20 protein-coding genes and 1 pseudogene are annotated in these 23,657 nt (G+C 38.5%); 3 read left to right on the forward strand and 18 right to left on the reverse strand.

Features of this window, described 5'->3' with window-relative positions; genetic code table 11:
• Positions 1-2 precede the first annotated feature (2 nt).
• A complete protein-coding gene (locus MTCD1_RS16715) occupies positions 3-617 on the reverse strand; it encodes a hypothetical protein (RefSeq protein ID WP_057180742.1) in 615 nt (204 codons plus the stop codon).
• Between the two features lie 151 nt (positions 618-768).
• Here MTCD1_RS16715 and MTCD1_RS16720 point away from each other — a divergent pair, with 151 nt between their 5' ends.
• Positions 769-1,095 carry a hypothetical protein gene (locus MTCD1_RS16720; RefSeq protein WP_082606476.1) on the forward strand — a complete coding sequence of 109 codons (327 nt, stop codon included), beginning with the start codon at positions 769-771 and terminating at the stop codon, positions 1,093-1,095.
• Between the two features lie 347 nt (positions 1,096-1,442).
• Here the strand turns inward: MTCD1_RS16720 and MTCD1_RS16725 are convergent, their stop codons facing one another.
• The 8 genes and pseudogenes from MTCD1_RS16725 to MTCD1_RS16755 all read right to left on the reverse strand — a co-directional run bounded on the left by MTCD1_RS16725 (position 1,443) and on the right by MTCD1_RS16755 (position 11,106).
• A complete protein-coding gene (locus MTCD1_RS16725; RefSeq protein ID WP_057180740.1) occupies positions 1,443-2,504 on the reverse strand; it encodes a Fic family protein in 1,062 nt (353 codons plus the stop codon).
• A 17-nt stretch (positions 2,505-2,521) separates the two neighbouring features.
• The gene (locus MTCD1_RS16730; protein WP_307188513.1) at positions 2,522-3,799 is read right to left on the reverse strand and encodes an IS4 family transposase; all 1,278 of its coding nucleotides are present in this window, start codon (positions 3,797-3,799) and stop codon (positions 2,522-2,524) included.
• Between the two features lie 450 nt (positions 3,800-4,249).
• Positions 4,250-4,408: a hypothetical protein gene (locus MTCD1_RS21520; RefSeq protein ID WP_197410269.1), complete on the reverse strand. Its 159-nt coding sequence runs from the start codon at positions 4,406-4,408 to the stop codon at positions 4,250-4,252.
• 290 nt (positions 4,409-4,698) lie between these two features.
• Complete coding sequence (locus tag MTCD1_RS16740) at positions 4,699-5,121, reverse strand: hypothetical protein (protein ID WP_057180738.1); 423 nt, start codon at positions 5,119-5,121, stop codon at positions 4,699-4,701.
• A 125-nt stretch (positions 5,122-5,246) separates the two neighbouring features.
• Positions 5,247-6,245, reverse strand: coding sequence for a nuclease-related domain-containing protein (locus tag MTCD1_RS16745; protein ID WP_057180737.1), 999 nt, complete (start codon positions 6,243-6,245; stop codon positions 5,247-5,249).
• 77 nt (positions 6,246-6,322) lie between these two features.
• Positions 6,323-8,170, reverse strand: a complete 1,848-nt coding sequence (locus tag MTCD1_RS16750; protein ID WP_057180736.1) for a class I SAM-dependent methyltransferase — start codon at positions 8,168-8,170, stop codon at positions 6,323-6,325.
• Between the two features lie 187 nt (positions 8,171-8,357).
• Positions 8,358-8,486 (reverse strand): annotated as a pseudogene (locus MTCD1_RS21295) (transposase); the annotation flags it as partial.
• 427 nt (positions 8,487-8,913) lie between these two features.
• Positions 8,914-11,106, reverse strand: a complete 2,193-nt coding sequence (locus MTCD1_RS16755; protein ID WP_057180735.1) for an immunoglobulin-like domain-containing protein — start codon at positions 11,104-11,106, stop codon at positions 8,914-8,916.
• 902 nt (positions 11,107-12,008) lie between these two features.
• On the opposite strand from MTCD1_RS16755, the gene ttcA reads away from it, so the two are divergent.
• Complete coding sequence (gene ttcA / locus MTCD1_RS16760; protein WP_057180734.1) at positions 12,009-12,953, forward strand: tRNA 2-thiocytidine(32) synthetase TtcA; 945 nt, start codon at positions 12,009-12,011, stop codon at positions 12,951-12,953.
• Between the two features lie 109 nt (positions 12,954-13,062).
• Here the strand turns inward: ttcA and MTCD1_RS16765 are convergent, their stop codons facing one another.
• The 5 genes from MTCD1_RS16765 to MTCD1_RS16785 all read right to left on the reverse strand — a co-directional run bounded on the left by MTCD1_RS16765 (position 13,063) and on the right by MTCD1_RS16785 (position 18,498).
• Positions 13,063-13,935, reverse strand: coding sequence for a glucosaminidase domain-containing protein (locus MTCD1_RS16765; protein ID WP_057180733.1), 873 nt, complete (start codon positions 13,933-13,935; stop codon positions 13,063-13,065).
• Between the two features lie 25 nt (positions 13,936-13,960).
• A complete protein-coding gene (locus MTCD1_RS16770) occupies positions 13,961-14,788 on the reverse strand; it encodes a hypothetical protein (RefSeq protein ID WP_057180744.1) in 828 nt (275 codons plus the stop codon).
• A 119-nt stretch (positions 14,789-14,907) separates the two neighbouring features.
• Positions 14,908-15,594: a LysE family translocator gene (locus MTCD1_RS16775; protein ID WP_057180732.1), complete on the reverse strand. Its 687-nt coding sequence runs from the start codon at positions 15,592-15,594 to the stop codon at positions 14,908-14,910.
• Between the two features lie 194 nt (positions 15,595-15,788).
• Positions 15,789-16,406, reverse strand: coding sequence for a DUF1415 domain-containing protein (locus tag MTCD1_RS16780; protein WP_057180731.1), 618 nt, complete (start codon positions 16,404-16,406; stop codon positions 15,789-15,791).
• A gap of 280 nt (positions 16,407-16,686) precedes the next feature.
• Complete coding sequence (locus MTCD1_RS16785) at positions 16,687-18,498, reverse strand: ABCB family ABC transporter ATP-binding protein/permease (protein WP_057180730.1); 1,812 nt, start codon at positions 18,496-18,498, stop codon at positions 16,687-16,689.
• A 234-nt stretch (positions 18,499-18,732) separates the two neighbouring features.
• Between MTCD1_RS16785 and MTCD1_RS16790 the strand changes: the two genes are divergently transcribed.
• The gene (locus MTCD1_RS16790; protein WP_057180729.1) at positions 18,733-18,948 is read left to right on the forward strand and encodes a calcium:cation antiporter family protein; all 216 of its coding nucleotides are present in this window, start codon (positions 18,733-18,735) and stop codon (positions 18,946-18,948) included.
• A 361-nt stretch (positions 18,949-19,309) separates the two neighbouring features.
• On the opposite strand, the gene MTCD1_RS16795 is transcribed toward MTCD1_RS16790, so the two are convergent.
• From MTCD1_RS16795 to MTCD1_RS16810, 4 genes are all read right to left on the reverse strand, one after another.
• Positions 19,310-19,603: an integration host factor subunit alpha gene (locus MTCD1_RS16795; protein ID WP_057180728.1), complete on the reverse strand. Its 294-nt coding sequence runs from the start codon at positions 19,601-19,603 to the stop codon at positions 19,310-19,312.
• A 3-nt stretch (positions 19,604-19,606) separates the two neighbouring features.
• Positions 19,607-22,045 (reverse strand): phenylalanine--tRNA ligase subunit beta, encoded by a 2,439-nt coding sequence (pheT, locus tag MTCD1_RS16800; RefSeq protein WP_057180727.1) that lies wholly within the window; start codon positions 22,043-22,045, stop codon positions 19,607-19,609.
• Positions 22,046-22,056: 11 nt separating this feature from the next.
• Complete coding sequence (pheS, locus tag MTCD1_RS16805) at positions 22,057-23,052, reverse strand: phenylalanine--tRNA ligase subunit alpha (RefSeq protein ID WP_057180726.1); 996 nt, start codon at positions 23,050-23,052, stop codon at positions 22,057-22,059.
• Between the two features lie 254 nt (positions 23,053-23,306).
• Positions 23,307-23,489, reverse strand: coding sequence for a hypothetical protein (locus tag MTCD1_RS16810; RefSeq protein WP_438819293.1), 183 nt, complete (start codon positions 23,487-23,489; stop codon positions 23,307-23,309).
• Between the last annotated feature and the right edge of the window lie 168 nt (positions 23,490-23,657).

Consider the following 23,657-nt stretch of genomic DNA (forward strand, 5'->3'; position numbering starts at 1 on the left):
TTTTACCTTACGACAAGAAGCCCTAGAATGAGGGGGTATTCACTTTTATTGGCTAAAAGTGAACCCCGAAACTTGAGTAGTAAGTAATCTTTACGTTCATCTGGCTGTTTTTGATAGCTAAGTGCTATCTGTTGTTGATTAAGCACAGCATCGTAAACAATTGTTCGGACCTCCTCGTTAATCGGTTTTGCCGTTAACGGAAAGCCGTAGGGGATTACTTTAACTCGTTCTCGCCAGTTTTTAAATTTTTTTGAACTCTCTAAAGTTCGCTCTGCTTTGCTAAACCTCGGCTCTAGCTGATTTAAACTGGCGATAGGAAGTTGAGTCGATAACTGTGCTTTAGCTATGCATAATAATAAGGCTTCACAAGGTTGCAGTGCCGGTAATATTTCGTGTCCTGAATTAACATAACACCATTTAAGCCCTTCAGGGCTTTCTGATGAGGATATTCCCATTATGCTGGATAAGTTATCGAGGTCTCTTTGAATCGTTCTTAAAGTAACTTCAAAGCCTTGCTCAGATAATTGTTGTTTTATTGATTTAGTTAAAACAAATGAAGGGTATTTAGGGATAAGCTTAAGCATACAAATATGCCTAAGGGTTGTGCTGCGGCTCATAAATTTCCTATTACTTTCATTACACTAAGGCACAATACACTAAAGAGATTTTACTCTCAAACTATTAACAAACGCAGCGACACTATTTGTCGCATTGTACCGTATGATAATGATTATACGCATCATTTATCTCGAATTACATAAGGATTTTATGAATAAATTTAAAAAAGAAGTAACTAAGAAAAGAGCGAAAGAAATAGAAGGTTTATCCATTAAGCAAATAGAGGCTAAAGACGAACGTTCAGCATTACTAACACAATTACATGGTCACTTTTTTCCTGAAGAAACAGACTTTATGATGGACTCGAATGTAGATGCCAAGGAAAGAAAGCGTGGCGAAAATCCTATGAGCCAAACTTATACTGATAAAGTAAATGCTAAAAGAGAAATACTAGGGGTTCCTCCCATAAAAGACAATGGCCTCCCAGCAGATGATAGTTCACAAAAACATATAAATATAGAAGACACCCACTCATAATTATCGATAAAAAAACCAACAATAACTGTCTAACATCAGGCAGAATTTCACTATAATTGTGATGACAAAGAGGACATTAAAATCAAGGTACAAAAATAGGTGTTTTCCTAACATGTAAATACAACCAAGCAATAGCTAACTAACTTAACTAGCGAACTGCTGCCTTTCCATTTGAGTGGGTGTCGGTTTCTTGCACTATTTCCAAGAAAACAAGGTAGGTGAGTGCGTTTAGATATTTGTACTAGGTTACGCCGTCATCTCGTAACAAATCACAGAGATTCCAGAGTTTTGCGACTAGGTCTTGGGTGCTCATAATGCTTTTCCCTGTAGGCTTAATGCCTGATAAATTAGCTCGAAAGTAAGTCGTATAACTCGCGGTTAAGGTAATAGTTGTCTTTGCCAAGTTTGTGTTTGGTCAACAAACCAATATCGACCAATTGATTTAAATACTTGCTGGCGGTATTGCGATGAATACCCAGTTCATCGGTAACAAACTCAACCTTGGTATAGGGATGGGTAAATAAATTATTAATCAGTTCGTGACTATAAATTTTCGGCAGCTTGGCTTTAATGGTTTGTTTGCAATTTAGCATTAAGGCAATAATGCCTTTAATGGTTTTCAAGGTATCTTGGCTGGTCACTTGTAATGCTTTTAACATAAAGAGCAGCCAGGCTTGCCAGTCGTCATTATTAGACTTATTGTCACGCACCGCTTGTAATAGCTGATAATATTCAGTTTTGTGGCGATTAAGGTAACGTGATAAATACAAAATAGGCGCGCCGAGTAATTTTTGTTTACTCAAATATAAAATATTTAAAATACGCCCGGTACGGCCATTGCCGTCATAAAAAGGATGAATGCTTTCAAACTGATGATGTATTAACGCCATTTTCACTAGGTCGTCGTAATCGCTGAGTTGGTCGTCGTTAATAAATCGTTCGAGGTCGCTCATTAAGGCAATAATTTTTTGACCTGTTTGTGGGGGTGTATACACTGTTTTTTTATTTTGTTGGTCAACTAATTGCGTGCCCCCTTGGGTTCTAAAGCCCGCGTTGTTGCTTTCAATGATTTGTTGAATATCAATAATAGTATTGTTAGTTAACAAGCCGGTGGTAGTGATGGTATCAAACCCTGTTGTTAATGCCTTGGCGTAGTTATGTACTTCTTTGGCGCTGGTAGAAATAAACTGCTGCGTTGGATAATAACTCCGGTATAGATCGTCTTGAGTGGTAATAATATTTTCAATTTCTGAGCTTTCTTTGGCTTCTTGCAGAGAAAGGGTCGCCAATAAAATATATTGATTGGGCATGGTCATCGCCAGGCCTTTTAATTCGCCCAACGCTTGGTGAGCTTTGGCGGTAGCTTTTAATACCGCTTTGCTTTCAATGTCGCCTAATTGCTCAACAATGTCATTAACTTAAGGAATTAACACACACGTTTATAGCTCATTGGGTACTTGTTGGGTGTGAACCTTTTGTCTCTCCTAGAAAATTTACGGTTAGGCCGAATAACACTTAAACTCTTCGATATCTTACTTATCAATAATCTAGAAAGCTCAGCACCCGCTAATTTCATCATCAATCTAACTACGTTATCTTTCAGTTGATTAATAGCAAAGGTAATATTGATTTTGTATTCATAACGCCTTGTTGTTTCGGGTAATATTAGTGCCATTCTCGCATCAAAAGCAGCGACAGATGCTAAATTTTTTGTTAGAAGTTTTGCATGTAAATCTTGTAAGATACCTTCTACTGAAAGACTCGAATAATTTTCAATATTAAGTCGACTTTTCAGTATCTTATAATCTTCTTCAACACCCCAACGTTGGTGATATAAATCAGCAAAGATGGATGTAGGATAAGCTTGTTGATCTGTTAATGACGAAACTAAAATTTCTACTTGGCCTGATGGAAGATCAACGCGTACAAGTCTTAAATTAAGTGGCTCGGTTGATATCTTATCTTTTCTACAACGACGAAGAGATTTTTCTATACAAGGAAAATTAACGACATCGCTATATTTTCCACTTTCTATAAAAGCTTTAACCACATTAGAGCTTTTGACTATTCGCATACAAAAGTCGATATTTTTTAGCATATGATATTTATAAAACCAAACAGCGGGATAGCCTCGGTCATAAACTACTAGGTCGCCTGCTTGTGTTTTATTCAAGTGTTTCAATGCCATATCCCGTTCGCCAACAGCATGGCTCTCGACTTGTAAATCAACCGTCATATTGTTTTTAACATCGTATAGTTGAGAAAGTCGGACGGCTGGCATGCCTGCATTTGAACGCGCTCTACCATAATGTTCAAAGAGCTCTTTAGATTGGGGTAATTGTGTGACGGAGCCATCAACAGCTAATAATCGGTGCCCGTGCCATTTATCTATGTTTGCAACATCATAGAATTCTTGAACTAAATCATCGTTTAATTCAATAAAAGCCTGGTGAGATAGTTTCATTCTTGCTTTACAAAAGGCAGCGGTACTCACTGATGTTGTCGATAAATAACTATCATCGATAACATTAAAAAACCGACAAAGTTCAGCTTGAATTGAACCGTTAAGAGCATTCAACATAAAACTTATTAAACGAGGAAAAGTAAGGGTGCGATTTCGAGTGAAATCGGTAGGTTTTTTACGGTGATTTTCTAAAAACTCAGTTGAATGAATTTTATTGGTTAATTTTTGTACTATTTGAATTAAATACTGAACAGCTCATTGGTGATTTCTCTCTATTTTTAATTCATAGCTAGGTTAGCAACTAGCTAACTTATTGTAAATAAGTAAATTAACCTTAAGTTAATGACATTGAATTGCTCAAGCGGGACAAAGTTATAGTTACAATTCACTGAATACCTGCTTTGTTGTGCACGTGTCTAACGTCTGCACACATTTTTACACTTTCTTGTGCGTATAACAATAACATCAACCACTTATTTAGTTTTGTGTGCACATTTTTATGCACATGCACTTTATATCTGATGTGTCGAGAGTAATGGAATTGTGTGATCGAGACTGGATAAAAGTGGGAACTTAATTAATGTAATTGGTATAACATCAACAAAAATTAGAAATAAATCCATTTTTTAAGATCAAAAAAGCCGCTTTTAAAGTGCGGCTTTTGGTCGATAATATCTGTAACAAATAAAATCAACTACAAACTTTAGACTCTTCAATCATAGCACGTTGAACAGCAACGGTTTCTTTAATGACTTTATCAAAAAATTTACGCTTTTCTTTAGATGAAGCGTTACGTACGAATTCAGAAAAAGGTGTAGACTTAACTTTTTCTCTAGTGTTGCTAAACATGTCGTACTCTCCTTTATTCTTTAGGTTGGCTGATGCCAGCAATGGCTTCAAGCGAGGCGCGATTATACTTTTTACCGAGTATCACGTCAAAAAAAACCGGGGACATCCAATAATTTTTCTCAAACTTAAAAATGTAAAAACACACAACATATTAGGCTTAATTAGAGCAATTAATCAACATGACAGCGACTAACTGAAATTAATACGCATAAAGCACAATATTACTATATTTTAGGTACATAAATTTCACCGTTAGTGAAAACAGTGTCATTGTCTTTAAAAAATAGCGTTTATTGAAAAATTTGTGTTTGCTGACGGTGACCGCCTATCCACTTTTTATTCGTATGGGCAGCAAATGCTGATAGCTCATTTACCGAGCCTACCGCTTGATGGTATTGCTTACCAAAATGCTGGGCTAGTTGTAACCAGTCATCACTGCTGAAGCCTAATTGCTGCAATAGTGGCAACACTTGTGGGTTAATATAACCACGCTTATCTTCCCTCATTATTTTGCCAGTTTCTTCTACTAACGTTAAGTAATCTAGTAATGAAAAGGCAATGCCTTTAGAGCTTTGTTTATGCTCATTACCGATAAAACCCAGCAAGGGTTTAACGGCAAATGGCAATTGGTTTTTATCATCGTTATCACTGGCTTTATCGTGAATACGCTCAAATATGGAGGTATATTGCGCGCTATTAACCGAAGTAGCCATTTTAAGAAACAGAAGACACCCCCTCTCAAAACATTGGTAACTTAAACACCACATGCCAAAATATTTATGGCATGTAGTGGCTACATTTTTTCTGGTAAAATAATATAACTAATTGTTTAAAATGCTTATGTCTTATAAATCAATTGGCTACTTATTTCACAATCTTGACAGATAAGTGTATAGACTTCCTTTTTCTTACTCACTTTAGTTTTTTTACTATTACAAGCAGTACACAGTGCTTTCATCGGTGTGTTGATAGAGCAACTGTTACATTTCACAAAGTAACCAAACTTGCCCCAGCATGCCTCTAAAGTATCTTGTGTATTACATTTCTTGCATTTTATGTTCAGCTTCGCTTGTTCTTTAGAAGGAGTGATTTTTAAAGAACGTGTCTGCTTTATAATTTGTTCAGGGATAGTTTTTTTAAGTGATTTTTTATCAGTTTGTTCTTCTGATTTTTTTTCTGAGGTACCTTTCTGCAAAATGAAATCACAAAGTCTTGTTATTTCATCAGCATTAAACCAAGGCCGAGTCTCGGCTTTAAAAAAGCTTAAGGCTCTAGGTTTCGATGAAGATAAATTCATGAGCGTTGTAACGCTGTCGACAATAAATTCAGATTTAACAAGCTTTTTTGCTATGTGCTCTGGAGCGTCATCCCTATTAATTATTGCATTGCTAGATATCGCGCAAAGGTGTTCCCATTGTCGCCCACCAAAACCTTTTTGTAGTTTTTCAAAACCAAATAATCTATCGAGCAAGGTAGAATCATGATCTCTTAATAATTTCTTTAATAAATCTTTTTGTAATTCAACCTGTTTAATAGGTGACGACATACCACTCCATTTCCCGTTATAACTCCTACTCCATTCTTCATATTTATTAACGGTAACTTCGCCGGTAATGCTTTTAGATTCAATTAATATAAAGCCAAAAGTATGGACAATAAGGTGGTCTATCTGTGCTGTTTCATTATTATGATTGAGCTTAATATCGTTAAATACAAAAACCTGATCATGATCCTTAAAGGCACGACGTAAATAGAAGGCAACATCTAGTTCTTGTTTCTGGCCAGCTTTAATTATCGGGCTTGAACTACTTATTATTACTTTGTCTTTTATGATCATAATATTTCCTTACGAATAATCTTATTTAAAAATAACACGACTTATTAATGACGAATGCTGTGATCAGAGTAAAACACTCACCACTCTCTCAACTGTTGCATTTCTTTCAATCGCCCACGTTGCATCACCAACGCCTCAAACAAATCATCAACTGACGAGTTATCAGAACTTAACCCCGGCAGTGCAATATTCGCTTCGGCGAAAAATCGCTTATGGTTGTTGGTTAGTGAGGCTGAAGGCGCTGTTCTTAAAAGAGAGGTTGACGACTCTGAAGCTGAAGGCTCATTAAGCCAAGCTACTTGCCACCAGTGTTGAATTCTTTCTTTTGCCTGTTTTAGTTTGTGCTCTGTTGGCAGACGGTCGCTTTTTTGATTGTTCACTGTGCTATCTGTCGGCAGTAAATTCCATAAGTCGTTATTAGGCCAACGGGAAAAAGGCAAGCTGTGATCTATTTCATAACTTTGGTTTAATGATTTTTCTGACCAAACACAGCGTATTTGTTCTTGCTTTGGCTCTTTATTAGAGAAGTGCTCCTGCAACTGTTCAAAACGTTTACGCACCTCAACAGTTGTGCGTTTAGGCTCTTCCCAATTTAACGCTTGATGTAATTTATATTGATTTTCAGGTGATTTATATTGGCTATTTCCTGCATAACTCGCCATGGTTTTTACCCATTCACTGACCAGTACCGGTTCAATCCAGCAAGCATAGCGATTGAACGCTAGCCACGTTGATTCGGGCAATGAAAATTCGCCCCACTGCTCGAGAGTTTGTAAATCAAGGAAGATACTGTCTTTGGCTTTTACTGTTTTACTTGCCACTTCAAATACTGTGTTATCACTATTGGGCAGTTTTATATAACGACATGGCATGGTTTTAATATTGTTCACTGCCGCAGAGAGTGTTTTATGCAGTGCTATAGCATCATCACCGGAGAACAAATTACCAATGCGGTAATCTGACGACTTTAGCTTGGTTAACTTATGCCAACCATCAGGCTTCATAAAACCCATATTGAGGTTTTTATTAGGTGTTTGGTATAACTTATGGTCATCTATTAAGTCTTTGTATTGATGACACCAATATAGCGCCACTAAACCGACCGGTAAAATAACTCTATCGCCACCTACGCCTGATTCTCGCCTTAGTACGGCTCCTGGGTGACCATCAGCAATACGCAGTAATACTCGCAGCAGGGCAAGTTTGTGGGTGGCTGATTTACCGTCATTCATTGCCACATGACGAATAAAAGGAAACGCGCCTGTGCCATCATCAGGCAACTGCAATACCACTGTTTGCCAAGTGACATGATCTCTACCGAGTATATCGTTTTCTTTTTCCGTGGCTAACTTAGTGAATAAGCCAACATCGCTTGCTAAGCGCTTTAATTCATCTGCGCATACGGTATGCATTTTTCGTTCCTTGCGCTCTTGCTCTGCTTGCTCACTACCTGATGAATGACGAAGTGAAATAACCAGTTTTCCGCCCGGTTTAAGTAGGTTAGCCAATTTACGCATTGAGCGTGCGCGATCACTTAGCGGAATATGCATCCACACCGCGCTTAGTAAGATTAAGTCAAAGCTAACTTCTTGTTTGGTAATAGTGCTTAATGCGGGTAATGAATCAGTCAGCCACTTTACTTTAAGTCCAGTGGTTTGTTGTACGCCAAGCTCTGCCAGTAGTTTCGCGGGCTCGACCGCAAACACTTGGCTGTTATTTTCATCACCATGGGTTTTAGCCGCTAGTTGCGCTATATGTTTAGCATCTCGGCCTGAGCCAGCGCCTATATCGAGAATACGTGCATTTGGGTTTGCTATTATGGACGGCAAAAAATGACGCCAGCTTTGATGTACCTGATCAAATGATTTTGACAGGTATTGCTGGGATAATTCAGTGGCGTTTTCATTATAAAATTTGGCTGGCAAGCGCGTGGCCCTTTCACGGTGGTATTTTGAGTGTGCTATTTTTCTATTTTGATACGAAGAGAATCACCTAAACATTGTTCTTTGTCAATAAAAATTCAAATAATCCTCATATAAATCAAAGTTTAAAACAGAAATTGTGATATTCATATTTTTAAAAAAAAACTAAAGGCAATGTATGGATGGCAGTTTTTCTTTCATAATTTTGTTGGCTGTAAGGGCCAACACCACAGAGGTAAGCACGGCGAACACAGCGTGAAATCAAGTGATAATAACGGGTATCTTGCAAGGAAACTTGCTGACTGCGAGATTGAGTCATTTCGGCTACCTTAGTTCATAATTTTGTGCGAATTTATTAACTATAGAACCTGACTTTTAATAAACCAATTTATGGATGTCCCACTTTGTTTCTTTGTTCTACCATTGTTCTTGGCTACGCGAAATTCTCATGCTTATCTCCTAAATTAAGTAGAGAATATAATGTAGATGAGATCAAGTGCTAGAGGCAGGTGCCGTTAGCTATACGCTTACGATTAAACCCTACCAAAACGTCAACAGTGCTAATAGTTATGTAGACCGCTAAGCGATAACAATATCTTGATTGTTCAAGAAACTAGCGGACTTGCCCACTAGCTCTGAGAACTGAAGTGGCTGATTATAATGGTAGTAAAACGTATACCAGGCTTAGTGTAAAAGTATTGGGAAGACTTGTATAAGCCATCCCAACACCATAAATCAATCTCGAATTACAAATCAGTACCAATATAGTATTTAACTATATATGACGTATCACCAGAAGAATCTCGCCCACCAATTAAATAGGTGAAACCTTTATATGTGACTAAATCTTTATAGTTACGCTGTGCTATACCAACATCGATAGATGACCATGAATCTAACACAGTGTCGTAAACAACTATATTTGTTGTATTAGTAAGTCCTGAAGTATCATAAGTAGGTATATAAACCTTTTTATCTAAAGTATAAGCTTTAAGGAAACTCCCTTTAATATATGAGGCAGAGTTTAACGTTACCCAAGTATCACCGATAGAGTCATATTTATAAGCGTAAGAGCCTCGGAAAACATAAAGTACATTATCAACGGCTGCGGTTATAGTGTAGTGACTCGATGGAAAATCAGCAAGAACAGACCAGTTGCCACTGACAAAGTCATAAGTTTGGGCTTTATTAGAACCATTTGAAGCAATAAAGTAAGCTTTAGTTCCTATTACAGTGACTTGAGATGACCAGTCCATTATGTATGGTGACTGACTAAGCAAAGTATAGGTATTCAGCTCTCTATCAAAATGTAGCAACTGGTTCCTACTGATAACATATATCTCACGATCGTAGATAAAACTATCAGAATAATATTCGTCATAATAAGAACTAGACTTCGTTAGGTATGAAAAACCGTCACCAATAACTTCTGAAGAACTCACACCGTTAATCCAAGCTGAAGAGGAGCTATAAACAGTATCGCTAAACATCGTTAAGGTTCTTTTCTCAATACTGGTCTTAGAAAGTATAATTAACTCATCATCAATAATTTCAGCATTTGGTGAAAAAGGCGTTAAGTGCATTTCCTCTTCTACAATTGGCGCAACAGTTCTATCATCGATGTGTATCGTGTAGTCAAAACTCTGCTCATTATCATCATTGGTAAAAGTTAAAACAATCTCCTCATCACCTTCGTAGATAGAGTCATCAATAACTTCAATCTCAATAAATCCATCTACAACGTTTGCATCTAATGTAAAACTCTTAACCGCAATAGTAAAATCATCACCCTCAGTTGCGGTAGAGGCATCAGAAATAGTAACAGACATGTTACGCTCAAAATTCTGAGTATCATCCATTACAAAGTAAAACCTGTGACTATAATCACCTTCCATCAAGCGTAAATCACTATCTTTAAAAGTAAACTGATAGTCAGGTGCGGTGATAATAATTACCAAGGTTTGCTCAGAAACATTCAATGATGAATCTGTACTTGAGAAAGTAACTTCATACTCACCTGCAACCGAAGTATCAGGTAGTGCAGACATTACAACTGAATCTGATATATCACCATCAATATCATCTATAGCAGTAGCACTAGGTAATACAATATTGTCACCAATCATGATGTTAATATTGTTATTTTCAATATTTAACACAGGGGCCTCAATGTCGCTAACAGATACTACACGAGTAATGATTATAGTATTTCCTGAAGAATCTTCTGCTGAATAAGTTACGTTGTAGTCGCCTAACGTGTCCGTATCAACATCTCCTTCAATTACAACAATAACGTCTTCGTCATAATTGTCAGAAACAGTCGCTCCTTGTTCTTCATATAGCGACTTATAGCCAACAATTACTGCTGAGTCACCCATTAACGTTATAAAGGGCTTAGTTGTATCCACAACCATAATCTCTCGCGTGGTAGTTGTTATCTTTTCAGCACTATCAGTCACGGAATAGGTAATTACATAAGTTCCTACAGCGGTAATATCAACAGTTCCTGAAATTTGTACCGACAATTCACCGTTTAAGTTACTCTCACTCACAGCCCCTAGTTCATCATATTGATTGTGAACCTCAAGCGTTATGACTGATTCGCCATTTAGACTCAGGCTGATTAATTCTTCAGGAGTAGTCGTATCTGGTGTAGTTGTATCTGGTGTAGTTGTATCTGGTGTAGTCGTATCTGGTGTAGTCGTATCTGGTGTAGTCGTATCTGGTGTAGTCGTATCTGGTGTAGTCGTATCTGGTGTAGTTGTATCTGGTGTAGTCGTATCTGGTGTAGTCGTATCTGGTGTAGTTGTATCTGGTGTAGTTGTATCTGGTGTAGTTGTATCTGGTGTAGTTGTATCTGGTGTAGATTCTTCGCTACCACCACATGCCATTAATGTAAAAGATAGCGCTAGGGCCGTTACTATATTTCTAAATTCCATTTCTTTTCCTTAAATTAGAAACTATTTATAAAAAATTTGATATGTTTGGGAGATTTTTTATCAAGAAGTAAATTGGGAGATCTGAGCTAGGTGGGAGCAAACAAAAGCAATTTAAGTTTAATCCGTTAACTATTTAATAAACCATCCATTTATCTGAAACATAGTATATTAAAAATGGCTATATTTCATTGAGTTAAATCATAATATCAACAAATACTTTCAGTGTAACGGATCCATCTGTTTTTTTTATGTTTAGTGCTAATGAGGTATAGCAACTACGGGTACAAATGGTACTTAAGCTTGAGCTGTTACCGCATATACACCTGTAGATTTGTTATTGGTAATCCATAACCTAAACTACCCGTAGTTAAGCGACCGTTAATAGCTGATATACAAAGTAGTAAGTATAAATTTTTATTATTGTCATTAGCATTAGGCTTTTCAACACTACCCTTTACGTACCATTTCACAGAAGATTTCGCTTCACTAACTACTCATGGTACGACAGGTCGTGTTAAGGGTTTACGGGTAGGCGTATAACCTAGTTGCATCATCAAGTTTTTTTTTAGTGAAATAACAACGTAAAACTACACTTAAGCCATAACGTACAAGAAAGTACACATACCGCCATGTTGAAATATGTATTCATTTCTTATCTACAGGTACTTCCTTTACACCATTGAAGTGGTACAGTGAATTTGGCCACCTAAGTAGAGGTGCTATTACGCTGTTCATCCAGCCAATCATGCTTATTATAAATCGGCTTGTTTATTGCCTGCTATTTACCTGCGCCTAATGCCCTTATTTTCTAGCTGTCTCAGACGCTAGTATTAATCCTCTTGGTATTATTTATCAAGCTGCTATAATTCGCGCCGTCAATTTCAATCAAAAAAGTATCCTACATGACTGCAATATCGCCAACGTTAACCACGGCTGAACTAACACCTTCTCAAAAGGTACAATTTACTAAATTAGAAAAAAAGCTTAGACATCATGTTGGCAAAGCAATTGCCCAATACAATATGATTGAAGACGGCGATAAGGTCATGGTTTGTTTATCCGGTGGTAAAGACAGTTATGCCATGCTCAGCATATTAATGCTGTTAAAAGAATCTGCTCCTATTCATTTTGACCTCATTGCCGTTAATTTAGATCAAAAACAACCGGGTTTTCCTGAGCATATTTTGCCGGAGTACTTAGATAAACTCGGCATTGAATATCATATTGTTGAAGAAAACACCTACAGCATTGTTAAAGAGAAAGTACCTGAAGGAAAAACCACTTGCAGCTTATGCTCTCGCTTACGCCGAGCTATTTTATATAAAACAGCAAAAAAGCTTGGTGCCACTAAAATCGCGCTAGGACATCATAGAGATGACATGCTTGAAACGCTAATGCTGAATATGTTTTATGGCGGTAAGATCAAAGCAATGCCAGCTAAGCTGGTCTCTGATAATGGTGAGCACGTTGTTATTCGCCCTTTAGCTTTTTGTAAAGAAAGTGAGCTTATTCAATACAGTGAGTTGAAAAAATTCCCGATTATTCCATGCAACTTATGTGGCTCTCAACCGAACATGCAGAGGCAAAATATTAAACGCATGTTAAACGATTGGCATGAACAGTTTCCGGGCCGAATTGAGTCTATGTTTACCGCAATACAAAACGTAGTACCTTCTCACTTGTGTGACGGTAATTTGTTTGATTTTAAAAGTATCAATAGTAGTTCCGGTATTATTAATGGTGGTGACACCGCTTTTGATCAAGTTGCGATTGAAACGCCAAAAGATGTATCGACTAAAGATTATCTTAACGATGCTCAGCAACTCAATGTTGTTGAAGTAAAGTAATAGCAAGCGGATAAATATCAGTTATATCAAGGTAATTAAGATAATAAAAAGCCCAATATCATAAATATTGGGCTTTTTATGTTGTGCCTTATCTAAACCGTTATTTACGCTAATCTGCTAAAGCCGTCTGTTGACCCTCAGGCTCAAAAAAATAACGCTGGTTATGACGTAACATATCAGTGATATCTAACACGTAATGAGCACCACGCTCTGAATAAGGTAATAAGCCTGCTGCTAATATTTCAGCATCAAGTGGCTGATCTTGTCCCCTTAATTCAGCTCTTATCGTTCTAAAAACATGATAAGCATTATGCTTATTGATATTATTAAAATAGCCTGAAACCGCAGCATCAACACTTTCAAAGGCCGCAACTTCATGTTGGGCACCTGCATTACGGCCACTAGGGACCATGCCACAACCCTCTTTATAACACCAAATACCAAAGAAGTTTAAACCGATACGAGCAAAGCGAGATGTTCCCCAAGCAGACTCATTTGCCGCTTGTACTAATACCAATGAGGTTGGGATAATATCAACCCGCACCAACAAAGCATCAATTTGCTGTAATGTAGAAGCATCCTTATTAATACGATAAGCCTTGCTCAGCGCTTGCAGGGATGTTTGCTGCTCGGTGCTCAGTCCTAAACCTAACGATATCTGTTCATGCCAATATTCAAGCTCACTTCTTTCTTGTGATAACTGATTATTTTTAGCTTCAATGGCCGGGCGGATAAAATCAAAAAATTGACGTTTTTTACTGGCTATATCATATATAGCGCCAAAGTCAGGTAAATCGACCTTATGTAGCGGTTGTTCAATGATTTTTACTGACGCAACTACCGGCACCACAACCACTGCTGGTACTACTTCTGCCTCAGTAACTATCACTACTGGCTTAGGCACTAGAAAAGTAAAAGGTGCGAGCATCATGACAACTAACGCAAGACCTAAGATAAAGCGAACAAATAACATGCTTTTCATAAAAGCTCCTTATTTATGATAAAAATTAAGCAGAAAAAGTATCATCTGAGCCATTATGGTCAGTGTCTTTAGTCGAATGCTTGCCTACGTCGTTCTCAGAGCCACTGCCATCGGTATAGACGCCAAATATTTCCCGATACAATATGCCTTTAACGTTGTAATACCAGGGTGCTAAATATGAAAAACCAAATAAAAACACCATAATAGCGACAGGGGCCAAACTCGACTCCATTAATAAAACGATGGGAACGAGCAGAGCGATTAATGACATAAATAGCACTAAATAAATACCTAACAAAGGCATGATTTTAAAACGTAATGCTTTAACCGAGAGAATAATAGCTTGCATTGGCGTTAGCTTTTTCTCTACCACTAAAGGTATGGTTAATGACAACAATACACCTAACAATACCCCAGGGATAAGGAGTAATTGAAAGCCAATACTGATGAGAATAGAGCTTAACAACGCACAGAGCGCTACCCAACTACCGCGATGTAAGAAAGACAGTACCATTTTGATCTGGGTTGGTTTATTAACGGCGTTGTACACGCCCATCATTTCAATGCCGGCGATAAATGGCCAAACAGCCATAGTAACAATGACATTGAGCAACTGCATGGTCTGCGGATCGGCGATAACCTGTTCGATGCCACCAAAGAAGCTACTGACAATATATGACACTATCATGCCAAAAATTAAAACAAATAAAATCGCTAGATTAATCGACATTCTCGACTTTAACGTGTGCTGCCATGCTTCACTAAGCACAGCTTTCACATCAATTGCGTATTCGCCTTTTACTGCACGCTCAAGACTACCACCAATGGATGTAATTATATTTTTTTCTGGCAAAGCTGACCCTTTAAATACATTAATACTAGATTTGCGCACTATTATACTGGAAAAACCAACAGATTGCTCATCGGGTAAATTAACGACAGATTTAAGCCGCAAGCGAAGTAAAAATCAGCTTATTGAAGATCACTTAGTACCAGCTGAAAGGCTAATGCCAATAGGATGAAGCCCATAACACGATCAAGAATATAGCCTTTACGCTCTAAGACATAACGCACTCTTTCTTGAGTCAGTATATACGAGAGGAAGCAAAACCAGGCTGCTGTTGCCGCGACTAGATAAACGCCATAGGCAATTTTAATACTCAACAATGTTTCAGGGGCAATAACCACAGAAAACAAACTGACAAAAAACAACGTCGCTTTGACATTTAAAGCATTAATTAAAAAACCAGTAAGAAAGGCTTTTTTAGCCGAGGTGCTATTGGCAGCCTTATCGACTTTTGTTTCACCAGCCGATAAAGGTATATTTTTATCGCTATCTTTGCCTGCGGATATGGATAAGTCGTTATCAGGCTTTTTAGCCTTTAAACAATGCCATGCTATGTAACAAAAATAACTGGCGGCTAGGTATTTTAGTGCGGTAAATAAACGTTCATCGCTAGCAATTAATAGCCCTATACCCACCAATGAATAAGTTACATGGACAACAATGCCTGCGGCGATACCAAAACTAGTGTAGATAGCGATACGTCGGTTATAACGGATACTTTGCTTTAAAATAAGCGCAAAGTCGGGACCAGGACTTGCTACGGCCAAAAAATGTACCATAGCAATGAGTAAAAACTGTTCTAAAGCAGGCATATGACCACGAGAAGGTTAATGAAACATGCGTCATTTTACCTAAGAAACCAAATAAAGCGACCTAAGGCCAATAAAAGTATCAATGCCTCTGTAAGCAATTAACTACTAAGAGTAATTTTCCATCTTGATTCGTTATCAAGAAAGAGTTTACTGAACGACTTTATCAGCCACTATTGGATAAGGTTTTAATCGCACTATGTTGGCCGGTGTGTTTGATGAATACGCTTCAAAACATCTTGAAAAAAATGACTGCCTTTTTGCTCTGCTAAAGCGATATTATTTTCAGGAATTTTTTCTGGCTCCTTATATACAGCCAGCACTCTGGCCATACTTGCTTCACGAATGATATGAAGCATTGGATAAGGAGAGCGATTGGTGAAATTGCTGGCGGCATCAAAATCATCATCAGCAAAACAGTATTCTGGATGCATAGTTGCTAGTTGAAATATGCCCTCAAAACCTGAATCAATCAGTAAATCATTAGCATAATCAACTAAGTCAAGGTAACGTTCAAAACCACGAAAACCATCGCTATAGATGATTAAGGTGGTTTCAATATCATCGTGTTGTTGTAAATAATGACATTGCTCTATGAACTCTGCTAGTGCGGGCTTAACTTGCTCAAGCGTCGACTGATGGTAACGAATGGTATTATTAACAAATTCTTTTTTTGCAAAGGGACAAAAATTTAAGCCGATAATAATTTCATCTAACCACTGTTTGGTGGCACTCACTGCTGCTGATCCTTGCTCAGGTAGTGTTTTCAGAGGTACGGCTTGCTGCGCTGTGCTTTCTTTATCTTCTTTATTCATCACGGAAACTCTACGATTGCTGTAATTGCCACATTTTACTGTATTGCCCTTGCAGAGCGAGTAATTGTTGAATGAATTTTTTGTTCATAACTGCCTGACTCTACGATTGCTGTAACTGCCACATTTTACTGTATTGCCCTTGCAGAGCGAGTAATTGTTGAATGAATTTTTTGTTCATAACTGCCTGACTCTACGATTGCTGTAACTGCCACATTTTACTGTATTGCCCTTGCAGAGCGAGTAATTGTTGAATGAATTTTTTGTTCATAACTGCCTGACTCTACGATTGCTGTAACTGCCACATTTTACTGTATTGCCCTTGCAGAGCGAGTAATTGTTGATGATTGCCCTGCTCTACTATTTCACCATGACTCATCACAATAATGTTATCGCTATCAACTATGGTTGATAGTCGATGGGCAATCACTAAACTGGTGCGGTTCTTTGCCACTTCATTAATGGCCGTTAAAATGGCTTGCTCGGAATGACTATCAAGGGATGAGGTTGCCTCATCAAAGACCAATATTTGTGGGTTTTTCAAAATGGTACGTGCAATAGCGACCCGCTGTTTTTCACCACCGGAAAGTTTTAAACCACGCTCGCCCACTCTTGTTGCTAAACCATCGGGTAAACTGGCGATAAATTCCGATAAATGTGCGAGATCAATGGCTTTTAATACCTGCTCTTTACTTGCCGTTGGACAACCATATTGCACATTATTAAATAAAGTATCGTTAAAAAGTACCGTGTCTTGCGGCACAATACCAATATGAGCACGCAGTGAATGTTGGCTCACTTGACTAATATCTTGGCCATTAATGCGAATAGCGCCTGAGTCAACATCATAAAAACGAAACAATAATTTCACTAAGGTTGATTTACCCGAGCCACTTTGTCCCACCACGGCGACTTTTTCTCCCGCTTTGATTTCAAATGAAATACCTTTAATGATCGGCCGTTTTTCATTATAGGCAAAAGTAATATTATCAAAGACGATACTGGCTTGACTGCTGGTATTATCCCCTAGCTCGGCCAAGCTTAACGCTGGGGCTTGTGGAACATCTTGCACCTTGGCTTTTTTAGCGAGTAAGCCAAACAAATTTTCAATGTTAGCCAAAGACCCCTTGATCTCACGATAGACAAAGCCTAAAAAATTTAGTGGTATAAATAATTGCATCATAAAGGCATTAATCAAGACAAAATCACCTAAAGTCATCACGCCAGCAGCAACTTCCTTGGCAGCCAAGGCCAACATAGCCGTTATGGCAAAGGCTATAATCAACGCTTGCCCACCGTTAAGGGCAAACAATGATAAACGGTTTTTAATTTTAGCCTGCTCCCAAACTGACAGATGCTTATCATACGCCTGCGCTTCATACTCTTCATTAGTGAAATATTTTACCGTTTCGTAATTCAGTAAACTATCAATAGCGCGGGTATTACTTGATGAGTCAGCTTGATTTGCCTCGCGGACATAACGTGTACGCAGCTCAGTGACGTAAACAGAAAAGGCGATATAGCTAATAATAGAAGTCAAGGTAATTGCAGCAAACCATATGCCGTAATTAACAAAGAGAATGGTTACCACCATAACGATTTCAAGCAAGGTCGGCACAATATTAAACACCATAAAGCGCATTAAAAAGTTGATGCCTGTGGTGCCCCGCTCGATATCTCGGGATAAACCACCCGTTTGTCTATTTAAGTGAAAATCTAAGTCAAGCGCATGAAGGTGGCGAAATACCTTTAAACCTATGCGCCGAATAGCGCGCTCAGTAACCCGGCCAAATAATGTATCTCTGATCTCAGCAAAGACCACTATCGAAAAGCGTACTACCCCATAGGTGGCAACTAAGGCTAGCGGCACAATCATCAGGGCAGAATTTTGCTTATCGGTGTTATTAGCATCTAAGCTATCAACAATATCTTTGAGGATAAAAGGTAAATAAACACTGGCAATTTTAGTGAATATTAGACACAACATAGCGAAGGCGATGCGTTTTTTATACTCAAACAAGTAAGGTAAAATCAGTTTAAAAGCTTGCCAGTTAATAGAGCGGACTTCTTGGTCGGGATAACTAGAGGGGCGCATAGCTTACCTTATGAGTGAATGTTTATGAAAGAAAAGCTTATGTATGAAAAGCTTATAAAAGAAAAGGCTATGATAAAATATAAAGGCAATATAACCTACCTATTATGTAATATATCTTACTTTCATAGGGATTTTTTCCTTAGAATTCAGATATTAAAATACGTTATCCCTCAACTACGACTAAGTTCCAAGTAACGTCACAAAACATCCCTGATAACTTTCTAAGGAATAGAAATGTTAATACCAGCCGGTATATTAATTGTCGCCATTATCTTAGCTGTTTTTTCAGCAAAAATACTTGTTACTGGCGCTATTAGCATTGCCAAACGTTTTGCTATTGCAGAATTCATTATCGGGGCTTTTATTATCGGCTTTGCTACCTCGCTGAAAAGTTGCATCCATTGGCTTTTAACGATGACAACACTGCATGACCGGAAAATACCACACTGATCTGCTCTATTCGCGACGCTGAAGCCTTAATTAAACAAATTGACACCAGAGTAACCGTAAAAGTAAAAGTCGTAAATTTCAGGGTACACGAGCGTATTAACCTAAACAGTGATTAATAGCTGTGCATGAATACTTACCGGTAAAAATATAGCGAATAAAGACTGAGTATATTTTAAAACAGAGCAAGTTAAACATAAAAAACCCGCATCAGCTTTCGCTAATGCGGGTTTTGTTCTTTATTCTTTATTCGGTATTAGTTGTTAGCTACTGAATTTCGCTCAAAACAAAGCAGAAATAGCGAGCAACAAAGCTCGCTCAGCTTAAACTAGCCAAACATACATTCCGTGTATTAGTCACTAGATTATTTGCTATTTCCTGCTTCTACACGGCTTTTCAGTTTCTGTCCTGGTCTAAAGGTAACGACTTTACGGGCAGAAATTGGAATATCTTCACCAGTTTTAGGATTACGGCCAGGACGTTCGCTTTTTTGTCGCAAGTCGAAATTACCAAAACCCGAAAGTTTAACTTGATCGCCACTTTCTAAGGTCTCGCGAATTTCTTCAAAAAATATTTCAACCATATCTTTTGCGTCACGCTTGCTCAGCCCAACTTTTTCAAATAAATGTTCTGCTACTTCTGCTTTTGTAAGCGCCATTGCTTAGTCCCTCAGTGATGCATTTAACTCTGTTTTTAAGGTTTCAACAACCCTATCGATAACATCGGTGATGTCTTTTTCTTCAAGAGTTTTACTGGTATCTTGTAATACTAAGGTGATGGCTAAACTCTTATAACCCTCTTCAATTCCTTGACCTTGGTATACATCGAATAAGTTTAGATCAATTAAATAATTTCCGCCAACCTTTTCAATAAGTTGTAACACTTTTTTTGCATCAACGTCTTCTTTAACCACTATCGCTAGGTCGCGGCGATTGGCAGGAAAGCGAGATATGTCGCTGGCTTCAGGGATTTTTTGCACCAGTACTTCTGATAATAATAGCTCGAAAACTAAAGTACGGCCGTTTAAGCCTAATTTTCTTTCTAATTCAGGGTGTAAGGTTCCAACATGACCTACAAAAACACCATTCTTAGTAATTTGTGCGGTTTGACCTGGATGTAAGGCCTCAACTTCAGCTTTTGAAAACTCATAAGCTTGAGCATCACCCGTAAGTGCTAATAAAGCTTCAACATCACCTTTAATATCATAAAAGTCGCTGGCTGCTTTTTCCATGCTCCAATGTTCATCAACACGAAGACCACCAATAACACCGGCTAACATGTTTTGCTGACGAACACCGTTTTCAACACTTTCATCGGGCACAAAACGCAAACCTGCTTCAAATAAACGCACGCGACCTTGCTGACGGTTTTGGTTATAAACCATAGACTGTAACAAACCCGTCCATAAACTTAAGCGCATTACCGACATTTCAGAAGAAATAGGGTGTGGTAACGTCATCACCTCGGCCCCTGGATGTAATAATGTTTGCACTTTCGGGTCAACAAAACTGTAGGTAATCGCTTCTTGATAATCACGATTGACTAAGACTAGTTTTAGGTTCATTAAAGAAAGCTTGGCTTCTTTTTGCTCACGCATTTTCAACATTGCTTTTGGCGCAACATTGGGGATATTGTTATAACCATAGATGCGGGCAACTTCTTCTATTAAATCGACTTCAATTTTAATATCAAAACGGTAAGCGGGCACAATCACCTGCCACACCCTAGCAACGCCGTCACCCGTTGTGCTAACAGTAAAGCCAAAACGGGTAAGAATTTCGCTAACTTGCTCATCATCAATGTGATGACCAATACGGCTATCTAACTTTTCACGACGTAAACTTACGTCTTTTGTTTGCGGAATGTCAGCCTCAGATTTAGCTTCTACCACTGGACCGGCTTGACCACCAACAATACTGAGCAATAACTCTGTAGCACGCTCTATGGCATCATGTTGTAACGTTGGGTCTATGCCACGTTCATAACGATGGGAAGAGTCGGTATGCAAACCGTATTGACGTGCTTTACCTAAGATAGCTAGCGGCGCAAAAAAGGCACTTTCTAAAAAGATATCGGTAGTGTTACTGGTAACACCTGAGTCAAGACCACCAAAGATACCAGCCATGGCTAATGCGTTGCCGTTACCTAAAACACCGTCATCAGCTATAACTAAAGTACCTTCTTTTAGCGTTACTTCCTTCTCATCTAATAAGGTGAGCTTTTCGTCTTGGTTAGCAAAACGAACATTGATACCACTACCAAGTTTGGCTAAATCAAAGGCATGCATTGGGTGACCCAATTCAAGCAATATATAGTTGGTGACATCAACAACAGGGTCGATTGAGCGGGTACCACAACGGCGAAGTTTTTCCACCATCCACAGTGGCGTGGTTGCTTTTGGGTTAATGCCTTTAATCACACGACCTAAGTAACGAGGACAAGCTTGCTTCGCTTCAACATTGATAGTAAGCACATCATCAATCGTTGGCACTACTGCGGTAATGGTTGGCTCGGTAACGGCTAAAGAGTTCAACACACCTACTTCACGGGCTAAACCTTTAATGCCTAGGCAATCACCACGGTTAGCCGTTAAATCAACGTCAATGGTAACGTCATTTAAATCTAAATATTCACGAACACAGGTCCCTACTGGTGCATCATGGGCTAATTCCATAATGCCCGCTGAGTCATCGGCTAAACCAATTTCAGACTCACTACACAACATACCAAAAGAGGTAACACCGCGTAATTTTGCTTTCTTAATGTTAAAATCGCCTGGCAGTACCGCGCCGACTGTTGCTACCGCAACTTTTAAGCCTTTACGACAGTTTTTAGCACCACAGACAATAGTAACCAACTCGCCTTTTTCTACGGTAGCAGAGCTGTAATCGCCTAAACTAATTTTTGTTACTTGCAACTTATCCGCATCGGGATGTGGGCCACATTCAACCACTTCACCAATAATAACACCACTAAATTCGCCCGCTACTGGGTCAACACTGTCAACCTCTAGACCGGCCATGGTAATTTGATGCGCTAATTCAGCAGAAGAAAGTGCAGGATTAACCCACTCACGTAACCAAGATTCACTAAATTTCATTATGAGTTTTCCTACTTGAACTGTTTTAAGAAACGAAGATCGTTTTCAAAGAATGCACGTAAATCATTTACGCCATAACGCAACATAGTTAGACGCTCAACCCCCATACCAAAAGCAAAGCCGGTATAAATTTCCGGGTCGATACCAACACTACGTAAAACATTTGGGTGTACCATGCCACAACCTAATACTTCTAACCATTTACCATTTTTACCCATGATATCTACTTCAGCAGAAGGTTCAGTGAAGGGGAAATATGAAGGGCGGAAACGAATTTCTACGTCTTCTTCAAAGAAGTGATGCAAGAAGTCATGCAAAATGCCTTTAAGGTGAGTAAAGCTAACGTCTTTATCGACCATCAAGCCTTCTACTTGATGAAACATTGGTGTATGTGTTTGGTCATAATCATTACGGTACACTTTACCTGGAGAAATAATGCGTAGTGGCGGCTTTTCAACTTCCATGGTACGAATTTGTACACCGGATGTTTGAGTACGTAATACTAATTTTGGATTGAAATAGAAAGTATCATGGTCTTGACGGGCCGGGTGATGCTCTGGAATATTTAAGGCATCAAAGTTGTGATAATCATCTTCAACTTCTGGACCGACTTTAACTTCAAAACCTAAATCACCAAAGAAGCTTTCAATACGGGCAATAGTGCGCGTTACTGGATGTAAGCCACCTATTTTAGTACCGCGACCTGGTAAAGTGACATCGATAGACTCTGCCGCTAGCTTTTCTTTAATCTCTTGGGCACGTAATAATTCACCACGGTCGTTAAGTAATTTAAGTACGGCTTGTTTAGCCGTATTAATTACTTGTCCCATTTTAGGCTTTTCTTCTTTAGGTAATTTACCTAAGCCTTTCATCTGCTCGGTGAATGAACCTTTTTTCCCTAAAAAGTGAACGCGCACTTGATCAAGTGCAGTTGGATCTGACGCTGCCGCAATGGCAATTTCTGCCTCTGCAACAATAGCATCTATAGTGGTGGTGTCTAAGCTCATGATTTCCTCTAAAACGGGGGTAGATAAACGACTTTAATTAGCTTTCTTATGAAAAGGCCAGCGAGGTAAAGTATTTACCAATAGACTAATTCATATAATAAAAATGCCATTGATTTTACACGAAAACACGTTGTTAGGTAGGGGAAATAGCGGGTTTTTAATGAATAAATGCTAATAAATAGTATGTTTATGCGCTATAGAGGTAAAACACACTTTTGTCTGCTGGGTAAATAGTGGCAGTTATACCTCGCTATTTAGGAGTTGCTCTTATTTTTCTTCGCCGCCTTAGCGTTATGTTCCGCTTCTCGCTGCATTAAAATAAAGGTCAAATACATTTTAGTGGGCAAAGAAAAAACCATACCAAAGGCGAAACATGTGGCGCTAATGAGAATACCGGTCACCCCCAGTGAGGTCATATAAGCACTGAATATATGCAAATAAATCCCTATCAGTAATAGGCAGAAACCTAACACCATAGAGATTTTTAACAATAAAATTAAGCGCCGCTCAGACAAAGTTATTATCTTTCATGCCTATGTAGTTTACTCAGGAACTCTTTGTAAACGTCAGGACAATATGCTCCTGCATTGTCTAATCAACTACAT

Source organism: Colwellia marinimaniae (assembly GCF_002207865.1).
Classification (GTDB): domain Bacteria; phylum Pseudomonadota; class Gammaproteobacteria; order Enterobacterales; family Alteromonadaceae; genus Colwellia; species Colwellia marinimaniae.